Source organism: Parahoeflea alexandrii, from assembly GCF_024105735.1.
Taxonomy (GTDB): Bacteria; Pseudomonadota; Alphaproteobacteria; order Rhizobiales; family Rhizobiaceae; genus Hoeflea; species Hoeflea alexandrii.
On record NZ_JAAAML010000002.1, the window covers coordinates 1,102,344 to 1,117,155 of the forward strand.

Consider the following 14,812-nt stretch of genomic DNA (forward strand, 5'->3'; position numbering starts at 1 on the left):
CCGTCCCGTCGGCCGGCGTTCACATAGACGAAAACCGGAGCGCGGATGCATCGCGCCCCGGCCGAACATGTTCAAACTTACTCGGACAGAGCAAAAGTCTCGAGCTTGGCCGCGTTGTCGCCGTTGATCAGCACGCAATCCATCAGCTGCTTTTCATCGAGGCCGGTGGAGCCGGTTTTGATGTACTTGTCCGCCTGTTCGACAGCCAGCTGCGCCTGCTGGTAGGCGGGCTGGAGGACGGTGGCCTTGATGCCACCGGCCATGATCGAGTCCCGCACATCGTTGGAGCCGTCGAAGCCCACGACGATCACATCGGTGCGCCCCGCCGCCTCAAGCGCGGCCCAGGCGCCCATCGCCATGGTGTCGTTGCCCGAGATCACGCCCTTGATGCCGGGATTGGCCTGCAGCATCGATTCCATGACCGTGAAAGCCTCGGTCTGCGACCAGTTGGCGGTCTGGCGGGCCACCGACTTGAGATCGGGATACTGCGAGATGACGTCGGCATAGCCCTGGCTGCGGATGCCGGCATTGGTGTCGGATTCCTTGCCGACAAGCTCGGCATACTCGCCCGCTTCGCCCATCAGCTTGACGAACTCTTCGGCGCCGAGCTGGGCGCCCTGGTAGTTGTTGGACACGATCTGCGAAACGGCAACGCCGGTGGCGGTGATTTCACGGTCGATCAGGAATGACGGAATGCCCGCATCCTTGGCTTTCTGCACGGCGGCGACGGATGCGTCGGCACCGGCATTGTCGAGAATGATGGCCGCGACACCTGCCGCAATCACCGTGTCGAACAGTTCAGACTGCTTGTTGGCGTCATCATCGTGCACCAGCACCATGGTGTCGTAGCCCAGCTCCTTGGCCTTTGCGGCAGCACCGTCGGCCTCGGCCTTGAAGAACGGGTTGTCGTGGCTCGGGGTGATGATGGCGATGGTGGCGGCCGATGCGGCGAAGCCGGTGGTGGCTCCGAAAACTCCCAAAGCCATTGCGGTGATAAGCAGACGTCTCTTGATATTCATGATGGATCCTCCCTTGAAAATCGCACCCCCTCCGGGTGCAACTTCTGGGTGGGAATTCGGCATTAATTTTTGTTTGTTGTCAATAAATATTTCGTTTGCTGCGTTTTTTCGCTCCAAAACCACAGCATTCGGCATGCATTCGAAATCACTCAGAAGCATGATTGTGGCGTGGATTCAATGAATTGTCCGAAACTCAAGCCGACTTGTGAACAAAAATGTTATCTGTGGCGGATATCTAGGAAGATGCCTGCTTGCTTCAAAACGCTCTATTCGATAACATTCGAAAGTATCCGAAAGGCTTCGTCATCTGCGCTGATGTGGCCCGGCGGGGGCGATGGCATAGGGAGGACCAGATGATACGGACTGTGAACCGCAGAATTTCGCTTGGCGTCGTGATCGGAAGCCGCGCCTTTTTCAGTCCGGCTCCGTGTATTGATGCACGCACGCAGGTTCTGGCGCAACTCGAAAAGCTGGGCATCGATGCCGTGATCCTTCCGGTGGATGCGACCGACAATGGTGCCGTGCAATCGATCCCCGACGCCAAGCTCTATGCCGAGCACTTCAAGACACATCGCGACAGGATTGACGGCCTGGTCATCTGCCTGCCCAATTTCGGTGACGAGATCGCGATCGCCGAACTGATCAACCGCGCCAGGCTCAACGTGCCGATCCTGCTCCAGGCCTCCAATGACGAGCTCGACAAGGTCGATGTGCACTCGCGCCGCGATGCCTATTGCGGCAAGCTCTCGGTCGCCAACAATTTCTGGCAGTACGGCGTCCCGTTCACCGAGACCACCAGTCATACCTGCGATATTGACAGCGATGAGTTCCTGGGCGACCTCGACCGATTTTCCCGTGTCTGCCGAACGGTCTACGGCCTGAGGAACGCCCGCATCGGCGCGATCGGCGCCCGGACCTCACCGTTCCAGACCATGCGGTTTTCAGAGAAGCTTCTGCAGCAGTCCGGCATCACGGTTGTAACGGCCGACCTGTCGGAACTGATCGGCGCGGCGGACGCCATCAAGGACGAGGACAAGGATCTTGTTGCCGGTCTGGAGCGGATCCGCAATTACGGCCGCATCCCCGCGCATATCCGCGAGACGCAGGTGCTCAAGCAGGCGAAATGGACGCTGGCCGTCAATCGCTGGATCGCGGAAAACGAATGCGACGCCTCGGCGATCCAGTGCTGGCGCTCGCTTCAGGACAATTTCGGCTGCGCCACCTGCCTCACCATGTCGATGATGGGCGAGGATCTGGCGCCGTCGGCCTGCGAAGTCGATGTCATGGGCGCTGTGTCGATGTATGCGCTGACGCTTGCTTCCAGTGCACCGGCCGCGATCCTCGACTGGAACAACAATTACGCCGACCATGTCGACAAATGCGTCTGCACCCATTGCGGAAACTTCCCCAAGAGCTTCCTCGGCACCACGCCGGAGATCGGCGAACTCGACGTGCTGGGCGAAGTCATTGGCCGCGAAAAATGCTTTGGCGCGGTCAAGGGCAAGGTGCAGCCTGGAAACATGACCTATTTCCGGCTGTCGTCCGATGACCGCAACGGCGTCCTCAAGGCCTATGTGGGCGAGGGGGAGTTCACCGACGATCCCTTCGGCATGGACGGCGGCATCGCCGTCACAAAAGTCGAGCGGCTGCGCGAACTGATGCGGTTCGTCACCCAGAACGGGTTCGAGCATCACGTCGCCATGGTGCGCGGCCATTACGGCGACATCGTCAACGAGGCGATCACCCGCTATCTCGGCTGGCCGGCCTATCACCACAACGGCACGCCGGAACCGCAGCTTTTCTTTCCAAACCGCAAGTGAGACAGGCGTATGCCCCACGCTTTGAAAACCGACAATTCCGACGCCGTCATCCGCGCCAAGGCGCTGTGGATGCGGCAGCAGGCCATGAAGATGGTCTATGCCAAGCAGCTGGGTCACCTGGGCGGAGACTTCTCCGCGATCGATGTGCTGGCAACGCTCTATTTCGGCGTGCTTCGCTACGACCCGTCGCGGCCTGACTGGGCGGACCGCGACCGCTTCGTCATGTCCAAGGGCCACGCAACCGGGGCGCTCTACACGGCGCTGTGTGCTGCGGGCTATTTCCCGCAGGACTGGCTCGACACCTATATGGGGCACCACTCGAAACTCAACGGGCACCCGAACCGGCAATACCTGCCGGGGGTGGAGACCAATACCGGACCACTCGGCCACGGTTTTCCCGTCGCACTCGGCATCGCCATAGCCGGACAGATCAGCAAAGCGGACTACCGGACCTACGTGCTGACCGGCGACGGCGAGCAGCAGGAGGGCTCGAACTGGGAAGCGGCCATGACCGCGGGCCACCGCAAGGTCAAGAACCTCACGCTGATCATCGACCGCAACCGGCTGCAACAGGGCGCGCGGACTGAAGACACGGCCGGACTGGATCCGCTTGACGACAAGTACCGCGCCTTCGGATGGCACGTTGTCGAGATCGACGGCCATGACTACGGGCAACTGCTGGAGACCCTTGGCGCGCCGGTGGGTGAGCGCGAAAAGCCGCTGTGCGTGATTGCAAAAACGGTCAAGGGCAAGGGCGTGTCTTTCATGGAAGATCAGGCGAAATGGCACCATGGTGTGCCGAACGCGGAACAATTCGCGCAAGCAATGAAGGAACTGGTCTGATGGCTGTCGCTGCAGCAACCACCGCCACGGGTTTTGATTGCCGAAAGGCCTGGGCCGAGACACTGGAATCACTCGCCGCTGCTGACGAGCGCATTGTCGTCGTGGTCAATGATTCGGTCGGCTCGTCCAATCTCGGCGGCTTCCAGGAGAAGTTTCCCCGCCGCACGGTCAATGTCGGCATTGCCGAGCAGAACATGGTCGGCGTCGCCGCGGGCCTCGCCAATGGCGGCAGGATTCCGTTCGTCTCCGCGGCCTCCTGTTTCCTGACTGCGCGGGCGCTCGAGCAGATCAAGGCGGACGTCGCCTATGCAGGGTTCAACGTCAAGCTGGTGGGCCAGTCATCCGGCATCGCCTATGGCGAACTCGGCGCCACGCACCACTCGATCGAGGATTTCGCCTGGCTCAGGGCGCTTGGCCCGATCACCGTGATCGCGCCGTGCGATGCCTGGGAAACTGCCGAAGCGGTGAAATGGGCGGCGGCCCACGAGGGCCCGGTCTATCTACGCCTCTCGCGGATGAAGGTGCCGACCCTCGACCTGCCTGACCGCAGCTTCACGCCCGGCAAGGCGGAACTGCAGAGAGCGGGAACCGATGTCACCATCATCGCCAACGGCACCACGGTTCATCTGGCCATCGAAGCGGCGGAGACCCTGGCCGCGGAAGGGATTTCGGCCCGCGTTCTCAACATGCACACGATCACCCCGCTCGATACCGACGCAGTGATCTCGGCGGCCAGGGAAACCGGAGCAATCGTCACCGTCGAGGAAGCGCTCGATCGCGGCGGCCTCGGCGGCGCGGTGGCGGAATGCACGTCCGCAACCCATCCGGTGCCCGTGCAACGGGTCGGCTTTCCGGGCTTCATGCCGACCGGCTCCATTGCCAGCCTGTTCGAGGAATTCGGCCTCAGCCGGGAGGGCATTGCGGGTGCTGCCCGCATTGCGATCCGCCGCAAGGGAGCCTGATCGATGCTTGTTCTGGCGATCGACCAGGGAACGACCAACACCAAGGCACTGGTGGTCGACGAGAGCGGCCATATCCATGCCCATGCCTCCTCACCGTCAACCACGGACTATCCGCATCCCGGCTGGGCAGAACAGTCAGCCATTGCCATATGGGACAACACCCGGTCGGTGATCGATGCAACTGCAGCGCAGATGAAGGGCCGCAGCATCGACGCCATCGCCATCTCCAACCAGCGCGAAACAATCGTGGCGTGGGACGCGGAAACCGGCAAACCGGTCGGCCCGGCAATCCTGTGGCAATGCAGCCGGACCGCGCCCGAATGCGCAGCACTGATTGCGGCCGGGCACAATGAAACCGTTGAAGCGGTAACGGGGCTTGGGATCAACCCGATGTTTCCCGCCTCGAAACTGGCGTGGATGCTGAAGCACCGGCCGGAGGCACTGCGCCTGCTCGACCAGGGCCGTCTGCGAACCGGCACCGTCGACAGCTGGCTGTTGTGGAACCTGACGGCCGGAGCAACGTTTGCGACCGACCATTCCAACGCCTCGCGGACGCAATTGTTCGATACCGAACTACTTGAGTGGAGCGGCGAACTCGCGGAGATTTTTGGAACGCCGACATCCTGCCTGCCCACCCCGCGGCCTTCGGACAGCCACTTCGGAGGGACCGCTCAGGATGCAACCAGCCTTCCCCCCGGCATTCCCATCATGGCCATGATGGGAGACAGCCATGCGGCGCTCTATGGCCACGGCGTTCACAAGCCCGGCACCGTCAAGGCGACCTACGGCACCGGTTCGTCGCTGATGACGCTGACCTCGCAGCGCGTCACGTCCAGCCACGGACTGTCCGGCACCATTGCCTGGACAGACACGTCAGGCACGGCCTATGCGCTTGAGGGCAACATACTGGTCTCGGCGCAGGCGGCCGCCTTCATTGCGGGGCTTCTGGGGATCGGCGATGCAGGCAAGCTGTCCGACCTGGCGCAAACCGTGGAGACGGCAGGCGGGGTCACCTTCGTGCCCGCACTGTCCGGGCTCGGTGCGCCGCACTGGAACGATCATGCCACGGGCACGGTTTCCGGCATGACCCATGGCACCAAGCCGGCGCATGTCGCCCGGGCCACTTTCGAAGCCATTGCCTTGCAGATCAGCGACGTGTTCGAGGCGATGCAGTCCGATGTCGGCGAACGGCTTGTCGGGCTCAGGACCGATGGCGGGGCTTCGTCCAACGCGTTCCTGATGCAATTGCAGTCCGACCTGCTGCAACGCCCTGTGGAAAGCGCCGTGGTGGAGGAGGTCAGCGCACTGGGGGCAGCGGCGATGGCGTTCCGCGCGCTCGGACAGGAATGGCTGCCCGACATGCGCAGCAAGCGCTATGAGCCGCGGATGGTCCCGGACTCAGCCAAGACTATTCGCGCCGTTTGGCGTGACGCCGTTCGGCGCGCCTGCAGCTAATTCTGGATGTTTGATATCGGCGTTGTCGCGGAAGTCGCAATCATGCGGGGGCGCCGCTGCCTTGATGCCGGACAGCTCAGATGCCTTCATGACTTCACCCATTGAAGAGGGGTTTGGCTTCAACAAGCGGCATCTGATGAGCGGGCGTCAGCGTGTCCTGATTTGACGGCGGTGGTCCCCGGCGGGTTTACGCCGCTGTTGTAGAGAGTCCGTCAAAAAGCGTTGTTTCGGACAAGGCCCTTCGATAAGCATCGACGAGATGGGTCGCATGAACATCAATGAGTTTTTCCGCTCCCGTCACATCTTTGGATCGGCAAGCCTCAAGTACTGCCAGGTGCTCACCCATCGACCTGTCCAAGGTCTCGTTCATGATTGTGAAGAGATGGGTTCGCAATGCCATAAGCGGGCCGATCGTCCGCTTGTACGATGATGCGATCGAATGGTTCCCGCCGCTGATGATAATCGAGTTGTGAAAGTCGATATCACCCTTGGTGTATTTGAGGGCGTCCTCCAGCCGAGATGCCTCTGTCATTTTTCCGCATGCATCTGCGAGACGCTTGAGCAGCGCTGGGTGATTGGTGGCGATGGCTTTGCGAATGGACGCTTTTTCCAGAATACAACGATGCTCGCTGATCTCGTCGACGGCCTTCAGGTCGGGGGTGAAGACGAACGAGCCGCGCTTGGGGGAAATCGTGACAAGGCCTTCGACCTGAAGAGCGGCAAGCGCATCGCGTACCGGCGAACGGCTGATGCCGAGCATGTCGGCGAGCCGCTGCTCTGACAATTTGCACCCCAGGGGCAAGTCTCCGGAGATGATCGCGTCGCGGATACGGTCAACCGTGACCTCCATCAGGGAGACCGGCTGCTCGATAGGTTTCAGGCTGTTGCTCATGGGTCTTGCTAACATGATACATGGTGGTTGACAATCGCATCTACCATGTACCATGTTAGTTTTGGATGGAGTGGGGCGGGCCTTCGAAGGCTGGCGGGAGTGGGACTTGAGTGAAGCTGTCAGACCATTGAAGGACGCATCTGCGGCGTTGATCGACGAGCTCTGTGCTATCGTCGGTGAGAAGCACGTCCTGATCGATGCCGCCGATATGGCCGGCTATCTGATTGACTGGACGCGGCAGTTTTCCGGAGACGCGATCGCCGTTGTACGTCCCTCGAGGACGGATGAGGTATCGCGGATCGTCAAGCTGTGCGGATCGGCCGGAGTTTGCATCGTCCCGCAGGGTGGAAACACCGGCCTTGCCGGAGGCGGTATTCCTTCATCAGGCACTCCCTCCATTGTCCTGTCGCTGTCGCGCATGAACACCATTCGCCACTTCGACGAGGCGGGCCGTACGGTGGTTGCCGAGGCTGGCGTGGTTCTTGAGGCCCTCCAGGCCTATGTGGACGAACGCGAGCTGTTCTTTCCGCTGATGTTCGGGGCCAAGGGCAGTTGCAGCATCGGCGGAACCCTGGCGACCAATGCCGGTGGCTCCAATGTGGTACGCTACGGAAACACCAGGGAGTTGTGTCTGGGGCTCGAGGCCGTCCTGCCGGATGGTTCGGTCTTCAACGGGCTGACCGGTTTGCGCAAGGACAACACGGGGTATGATCTCAAGGATCTGCTGATCGGTTCCGAAGGCACGCTCGGCATCATTACGGCTGCAGTGTTCAGGCTTTTCCCGAAGCCATTGACGCGCGTTACGGCATTCCTGTCGATGACCTCGGTCGATGCTGCAGTTCAGGCGCTCAACCGGATCCAGGACCGCACCGGTCAGTCGGTCGAGGCATTCGAATATGTTCCGGCACCGGTTCTCGGCGCGTTGGAAAAGGCCTTTCCAGAGCTGAGGTCGCCGCTCGAGGGACCGGTGGAGACAGGCGTGCTGCTGGAGGTCGGGTCAAGCCGGGTGTCAGACGCCAAGGCCGACGACACCGGTTCCACTCACCTTGCCACGGAGCTGCTTCTGGTTCTCGAGGAAATGATGGAATCAGGTGACCTGCTCGACGCGGCGATCGCGACGTCGGAGCAGCAACGTTCGGATCTTTGGCGCATGCGCGAATCCGTGCTTGAGGCCATCCTGGAATATGGAGCCTCCTATCACTTCGATATCTCGCTGCCGCTGGCGAACATTTCCTGGTTTCTCCAGGAGATGGACGAGATGGCTGCCGCGCTCGGATTCGAGACCCTTACCATCGGTCATCTCGGAGACGGCAATCTTCATTATGCGCTGGTCTGTTCCGACCGCGAGCGGTGGCAGACCCTTGCGCTCGGGCGGGCAAAGGAAAAGGCGTTCGAGTTGCTCAGGCGCTTGAACGGCTCCTTCAGCGCCGAGCACGGAATCGGACAAAGCAAGCTGGATGTGATGCGCGCGCTCAAGGAGCCGGCGCAACTTGACGCCATGCGCGCCATCAAGCGGGCCCTCGATCCTGAAGGGATCATGAATCCGGGCAGGCTGGTTCCGTTGGCGGAATGACCATCAGGCCGATCAGGGGCGCGGGTAAAGAGGCGCCATACATGCAAAGGGAGGATGAGCAGATGAAAGCAGGCAAGGTTTGGACTGGCATAAAGGCGGCCTCCGGCGCCGCCCTGATCGCCGGCATGATGGGGATGTCCGCAACGCCCGATGCCTCGGCGCAATCGCTTTTCGACGGCTGCCCGTCAGGCGCGATCCTTGAACGTTTCGTGGAGTTCGGGCGTACCGGAAAGATGCCGCCGGACCTGGGCAAGTGGCTCAACGACGCCGAGGCGCAAAAGGTCGAGCCCTGGAAGCCTTTCGACAATGTCGACTATGTCGGGGTCTGCTGGGTGTCGTCCTGGCTGGTTCAGACCGACGACGGATATGTGCTGATCGATACGCTGTATGGCCCGTTCATCGGCCAGCTTATCGAGAACCTCAAGTCGACCGGCGTTGACTTCGCCGACATCAGGTACGTGCTGATGACCCATGGCCATTTCGACCATGTCGGTGGTGCCGCAGCGCTCAAGCCATTGCTGCCCAATGCCCGGTTCGTGATGACGCAGGGCGGCTGGGACGAGGCTGTCGAATCCGCTCGGAAATCGGAATCCACACCGCGCGCCTGGAAGATGATCGAGCCTGATATGGTGGTCAAGGACGGCGACACGATCGAACTCGGCGGCAACAGCTTCAGAGTGGTGGAAACGCCCGGACACACCTGGGGAACCGCTTCCTATCTCTTTGACGCAAGGGATGGCGATGACACGTATCGTGCAATCACCATTGGAGGGCTGGGTCTCAATGCAATCGACGGCCCAACCCAGGTTGAGGCCTACATCGAAAGCGTCGACCGGGTGCGCGCCCTGGTCGAGACCGGTGACGAGAAGGTCGAAGTCCACCTGACCACCCACGGGTTTTCCAACAATCTCGACGAGAACCGACAGAAACATCTGGCCCGCAAGCCCGGGGACCCGAATGTCTTTGTCGATCCCCAGGCATTGCTCAGCCAGGTGGAAACCTTGCGCGCCGGAGCGGTCGAGCGGCTTGAGGTCGAGAAGAAAAAGTAGCGGGGAGCATGCCGGTTCTGGACTGACCAGCCGCCGCGTGAGTGCGATCGGACGGATGTCCGCTACGGGACCAGGCACGCCGCGACCCGTCGGTGTCGATATAAGCGACACAAGAATAATTGTTCATTGACATAACAATTATTCTTGTTCACAAATTGCGCGAGGAGAAGGAGCGACAGGTTTCCCGACGCACTGGCGGTGATTGCCGACCCTTGAGGGATGGTTTGATGCCGAGACCCCCGCCGGGCGTGCCGCACACCGGTCCTGGTGAGAGGCCAGGCCGGCAAAGCGGGGTCCTTGCTGATTTGCGAGGCCAGGTGACCGGCAGCTGTTGGCGCGGAAAATTCCGGACGGCGCAGACCTAGCCTGAAACGGGGAATAGACCCCGTTTCTCATTGAACGGATCCCGGGATCCGAAGGAGGAGAAAGAAAATGACATCATTCAGAATCTCACGCCGCCAGGTGCTGGGCGGGATGGCCGCGGCGATTGCTGCCCCGGCTTTCATCCGGGACGCCAGGGCCGCCGAAGTTACCTTGCGCCTGCACCATTTCCTGCCGTCCGTGGCGCCAATGCACTCGAAATTCTTCGATCCATGGGCAAAGGAGATCATGGATGCATCCAACGGCGCCATCGAGGTTCAGATCTTTCCGGCCATGCAGCTCGGCGGCAAGCCGCCGCAGCTGGCTGACCAGGTCAAGAACGGCATCGTCGACATCGCGTGGGCGCTGCCCACCTACACGCCCGGCCGCTACCCCGTTGCCGAGACCATGGGTCTGCCGTTCATGGTGACCAATGCCGAGAAAACCTCCGTTGCGCTTCACACGCTGATGGATGAATTCGGTGGCGACGAATATGCCGGCATGAAGAACCTCGCCTACTGGAGCCATGATGGCGGCAAGCTGCACATGCGCGACAAGGCGATCCGCACCGCGGCCGATCTTGAAGGCATGAAGATCCGCAGCCCCAACTCGGCAATGGGCGAGCTGCTCGAATCGATGGGCGCGGAGCCGGTGTTCTTCCCGGTCACCGAAATGGTTGTCGGACTGAGCAATGGCGTCATCGACGGCTGCTGCCTGCCTTATGAAGTGGTGCCGCCGTTCAAGCTGCAGGAGCTCACCAAGTTCTCCTGCGAAGCCGCTCCGGGTGCGCGTGGTCTTTACGCCAACACCAACACGCTGCTGATGAACCAGGCCTCCTACGAAGGGTTGTCGGACGATCTGCGCGGTGTCATCGACGCCAACAGCGGCATTGCCCTGTCGCAGCGCATCGGCCAGACTTTCGACCAGTTCGAAGCGGTTGGCCGCGGCATTGTCGAGAAGAACGGCAACGAGATCGTGGAAATCGCGGCTGATGAAATCGCCCGCTGGCAGGAAGCCTCCAAGGCGGTTTACGCGAACTGGGAGAAGACCCTCAACGACGCAGGCCATGATGGCGCGGCGATCATCGCGCGCGCCAATGAGCTGCTGGACAGCTAGGCATGTCGGGTTGGTCCAGTCTCTGGCCGGCGCAGCAGGGGGGACACTCCCCCCTGCACACCTGGCTGCTGCGGCTCGCGACGCTTTCGGGCGCTGCGGGTGGCGCCGTCATTCTGACGGTGGCCCTGATCGTCACCGTGTCGGTCATCATGCGCAATGTCGGATTGCGCGGCGTTACCGGCGATTTCGAGCTGGTGCAGATGTCCTGCGTCTACGCGGCAGGCCTGTTCCTGCCGCTGTGCCAGCTGAACAAGGGCCACGTCATGGTCGACCTTTTCACAAACTGGCTGCCTGAAAAGATCGTTGCCCGCATCGACCGGTTCTGGACCTTCGCCTTCGCGCTGGCCTGGGCCTGCCTGTTCCTGCTCATGTTCAGGGGCCTGGAGGAAATCCGTGCCTATGACGACCGCTCGATGCTCTTGAAGATACCGATGTGGTGGGCGTTCATCCCAGCCATCATCGGAACCGGACTGTCCAGCCTGATCGCGCTGGCGCAAACATTTCTCTGGCGTGACGACATCGCCGGGCCGACTGGACGCTGACCATGGATCCCACATTCCTTTCCATCATCATGGTCGTTGTCCTGCTTGGCGCGATCCTGCTTCGGGCGCCGATCGGTCTTGCCATGGGCCTGGTTGGTGCTGCCGGTTACGCGGCTCTTTCCAGCGTGGCGGGCCTCCAGGCCTACATCGCCTCTGCCTGGCCCGACCGTTTCCTGTCCTATGAGCTGGCCATCGTGCCGCTGTTCATCCTGATGGGAAACCTTGCGACCCGAACCGGGATTTCCGCCGCTCTGTTTTCCGCATCCAATGCCTGGATCGGCCATTTCCGCGGCGGGCTTGCCATGGCTTCGGTCGCCGGGTGCGCCATGTTCGGCGCAATCTCCGGATCTTCCATCGCGACCGCTTCTACCATGGCGCGGGTGGCATTGCCTGAAATGCGCAAGCACAAATATTCCGACGCGCTGGCGTCGGGGTGCCTCGCTGCCGGCGGCACGCTGGGGATCCTCATTCCTCCCTCGATCGTGCTCATCATCTATGCGCTGCTCACCGAGCAGAATATCGTCAAGCTGTTCCTGGCCGCGACCTTGCCGGGACTTCTGGCAATTGTCGGTTTCATGATCACCATCGCGATCTATGTCCGGCTCTATCCAGAGGAAGGCCCGTCACAGCAGCCTGCCAGCCTTAGCACGCGGCTCAGAAGTCTCGGCCAGGTCTGGCACATCGTTGCCATCTTCGTGATCGTGCTCGGAGGCATTTATGGAGGCTTCTTCACGCCGGCAGAGGGGGCCTCGGTTGGCGTGGTGCTGACGGCGCTTGCCGGATTGCTGACCCGCGAGCTGACGCTTGAGGCCGTCATCACCAGTCTGATCGACACTGCCGCGGCCAGCGCCATGATCTTCGTCATCATCTTTGGTGCCGACCTGTTCAATGTGGCCATGGCGCTGTCACGGATGCCGACGGCGCTCGCCGACTGGTTCATGGCGGCCGAAGTCGCGCCGATGGTGGTGCTGCTGTGTATCGTGGTCTTCTACCTGGTGATGGGTTGCGTCATGGACAGCCTGTCGATGATCCTGCTGACGGTTCCGGTGTTCTTCCCGACGGTGATGAGCCTCGATTTCGGACTGCTGCCGGAACAGCAGGCGATCTGGTTCGGCATCCTGACGCTGGTTGTTGTCGAAGTCGGCATGATCACGCCGCCGGTCGGCATGAACCTGTTCATCATTTCCGCCATCGCCAAGGACATCCCGACACGGGAAATCTTCAGGGGAACCATTCCCTTCATCCTGTCGGAGCTGACGCGGATTGTGCTGCTGATCGCGTTTCCGGCGCTGAGCTACTGGCTGGTGACGTTCTGGAACTGACGCATCGAATTGCAAAGCCGAAAATATTCTGGATTGCCATGTGCACGGGAGGAGACATCCGATGACCTACTCACTCATCATTGATGGAAAAGCGGTTGATGCGCGGGAGAGTTTCGACGTCATCAATCCTGCGACCGGCGAGGTGCTGGCAGCTTGCCCGCAGGGATCGGTCGCGGATCTCGACAATGCGGTAGCTGCTGCCAAACGGGCATTCCCGGGCTGGGCTGCGAAACCGGATGCAGAGCGTCAGGAAGCACTTGGCAAGATCGCCGATCTTATCGAGGCGCATCAGGCAGAGCTTGCTGCGCTGATCACTGCCGAGCAGGGAAAGCCTCAGGCCGGGCCGGGAGCGCCCTTCGAGGTTGGTGGCTGTGTCGCCTGGACCCGGGTGACGCAGGGGCTGTCGGTGGAGCCGGAAGTTCTCATCGATACCGATGAGGAACGTGTGGAGCTGATCCGGGAACCGGTCGGTGTCGTGGCCTCTATAACGCCCTGGAACTGGCCGCTGATGATCGCGGTCTGGCATGTCATGCCAGCACTCAGGGCGGGTTGCACCGTGGTGATGAAGCCGTCACCCTACACGCCCTTGAGCACATTGAGGCTGGTACAAATGATCACCGAGGCCGGTATCCTTCCTGCGGGGGTGCTCAATGTCGTTACGGGCGACGCAGAGGTCGGTGACCGGATCTCAGGCCATCCCGACATCGACAAGATCGCCTTCACCGGCTCGATCGCGACGGGGCGGCGCATCATGGAGCGGGCAGGCTCGACGCTCAAGCGCCTGACGCTCGAGCTTGGCGGAAACGATGCAGGCATCGTTTTGCCCGGCACCGACATGAGCAAGCGGATGGAAGACCTGTTCTGGGGATCCTTCATCAATGCAGGCCAGACCTGCTCGTGCCTGAAGCGGCTCTATGTGCATGATGATGATTATGATGCCGTGTGTGAAGGGCTCGCGAACTTCGTTGGCGGCATCAAGGTCGGCAATGGCGCCGAACCGGATACGCTGATCGGGCCGCTGTCCAACAAGATGCAGTTCGACAAGATTGTCGAGCTGGTTGAAGACGCCCGGACCAAGGGTGCGCGCATCCTGACCGGCGGCGAAAAACCGAACGGCAAGGGCTATATTTACCCGCTGACAATCATCGCAGACGCCACAGAAGAGATGCGGGTAGTCAACGAGGAACAATTTGGCCCCGTTCTGCCGGTGATCCGGTACGGTGATCTCGACGATGCGATCGCCAGGGCCAATGCGCTCGAAGTCGGGCTTGGGGCTTCGGCCTGGGGCAATGACCCGGAAGAGGCGGCAAAGGTCGCGCGCAAGCTCGTTGCCGGGACGCGCTGGGTCAACCGGCACGGCGTGCTCAATCCGACGGTTCCGATGGGCGGGGTCAAGCAATCCGGCATCGGCGTCGAATTTGGCGAAGAAGGCTTGCGCGAATACACCACCGTCCAGATTCTCAGCATTGCAAAGTAGGATGATCCCATGCCCCGCATGACCACCGGCGAAATAATGGCCAAGTCGCTGATTGCCAATGGCGTGGATACCGTCTTCGGCATTCCCGGCGCGCACATGTATGATTTCAACGATGCGATCGCGCGCGAAGCGGAAAGCATCCGCTTTATCCACACCCGGCATGAGCAGGGTGCGGGCTACATGGCCTATGGCTATGCGAAATCCACCGGACGGGTGGGGGCCTACACGGTGGTGCCGGGACCCGGTCTTCTGAATTCCGGTGCAGCACTGTGCACAGCCTATGGCGCCAATGCGCCGGTGATGTGCCTGACCGGCAACATTATGTCGCATCTGATCGGTCAGGGCAGGGGGCAACTGCACGAGCTGCCCGACCATCTCGGCA

Annotated in this window: 13 protein-coding genes; 11 read left to right on the forward strand and 2 right to left on the reverse strand. The window is 61.3% G+C overall.

The features are described 5' to 3' along the window. Positions 1 to 77: 77 nt before the first annotated feature. Positions 78 to 1,019, reverse strand: a complete 942-nt coding sequence (locus GTW23_RS14840; protein ID WP_152010229.1) for a D-ribose ABC transporter substrate-binding protein — start codon at positions 1,017 to 1,019, stop codon at positions 78 to 80. A gap of 353 nt (positions 1,020 to 1,372) precedes the next feature. Here GTW23_RS14840 and GTW23_RS14845 point away from each other — a divergent pair, with 353 nt between their 5' ends. The 4 genes from GTW23_RS14845 to GTW23_RS14860 are packed head-to-tail and all read left to right on the forward strand — an operon-like array spanning position 1,373 to position 6,099. Next, complete coding sequence (locus tag GTW23_RS14845) at positions 1,373 to 2,839, forward strand: L-fucose/L-arabinose isomerase family protein (RefSeq protein ID WP_252916287.1); 1,467 nt, start codon at positions 1,373 to 1,375, stop codon at positions 2,837 to 2,839. Between the two features lie 9 nt (positions 2,840 to 2,848). Continuing rightward, complete coding sequence (locus GTW23_RS14850) at positions 2,849 to 3,682, forward strand: transketolase (RefSeq protein WP_252916288.1); 834 nt, start codon at positions 2,849 to 2,851, stop codon at positions 3,680 to 3,682. Beyond that, complete coding sequence (locus GTW23_RS14855) at positions 3,682 to 4,644, forward strand: transketolase family protein (RefSeq protein ID WP_252916289.1); 963 nt, start codon at positions 3,682 to 3,684, stop codon at positions 4,642 to 4,644. The genes GTW23_RS14850 and GTW23_RS14855 overlap by 1 nt, the downstream gene beginning before the upstream one ends. A 3-nt stretch (positions 4,645 to 4,647) precedes the next feature. Next, complete coding sequence (locus GTW23_RS14860) at positions 4,648 to 6,099, forward strand: FGGY-family carbohydrate kinase (protein ID WP_252916290.1); 1,452 nt, start codon at positions 4,648 to 4,650, stop codon at positions 6,097 to 6,099. A gap of 187 nt (positions 6,100 to 6,286) precedes the next feature. Here GTW23_RS14860 and GTW23_RS14865 read toward each other — a convergent pair whose 3' ends face one another. Then, the gene (locus GTW23_RS14865; protein ID WP_252916291.1) at positions 6,287 to 6,991 is read right to left on the reverse strand and encodes a GntR family transcriptional regulator; all 705 of its coding nucleotides are present in this window, start codon (positions 6,989 to 6,991) and stop codon (positions 6,287 to 6,289) included. A 106-nt stretch (positions 6,992 to 7,097) separates the two neighbouring features. On the opposite strand from GTW23_RS14865, the gene GTW23_RS14870 reads away from it, so the two are divergent. From GTW23_RS14870 to GTW23_RS14900, 7 genes are all read left to right on the forward strand, one after another. Continuing rightward, positions 7,098 to 8,564, forward strand: coding sequence for an FAD-binding oxidoreductase (locus GTW23_RS14870; protein ID WP_252916292.1), 1,467 nt, complete (start codon positions 7,098 to 7,100; stop codon positions 8,562 to 8,564). Positions 8,565 to 8,626: 62 nt separating this feature from the next. After that, entirely contained in the window at positions 8,627 to 9,613 is a 987-nt protein-coding gene (locus GTW23_RS14875) for an MBL fold metallo-hydrolase (RefSeq protein ID WP_252916293.1), read from the forward strand. Positions 9,614 to 10,045: 432 nt separating this feature from the next. Then, positions 10,046 to 11,089, forward strand: coding sequence for a TRAP transporter substrate-binding protein (locus GTW23_RS14880; protein WP_252916294.1), 1,044 nt, complete (start codon positions 10,046 to 10,048; stop codon positions 11,087 to 11,089). 2 nt (positions 11,090 to 11,091) lie between these two features. Beyond that, entirely contained in the window at positions 11,092 to 11,631 is a 540-nt protein-coding gene (locus GTW23_RS14885; protein WP_252916295.1) for a TRAP transporter small permease, read from the forward strand. 2 nt (positions 11,632 to 11,633) lie between these two features. After that, positions 11,634 to 12,953, forward strand: a complete 1,320-nt coding sequence (locus tag GTW23_RS14890; protein WP_252916296.1) for a TRAP transporter large permease — start codon at positions 11,634 to 11,636, stop codon at positions 12,951 to 12,953. Between the two features lie 61 nt (positions 12,954 to 13,014). After that, positions 13,015 to 14,430: an aldehyde dehydrogenase family protein gene (locus GTW23_RS14895; RefSeq protein ID WP_252916297.1), complete on the forward strand. Its 1,416-nt coding sequence runs from the start codon at positions 13,015 to 13,017 to the stop codon at positions 14,428 to 14,430. Positions 14,431 to 14,439: 9 nt separating this feature from the next. After that, positions 14,440 to 14,812, forward strand: a 373-nt coding sequence (locus tag GTW23_RS14900) for a thiamine pyrophosphate-binding protein (protein WP_252916298.1), incomplete at its 3' end; no start/stop codon positions are given.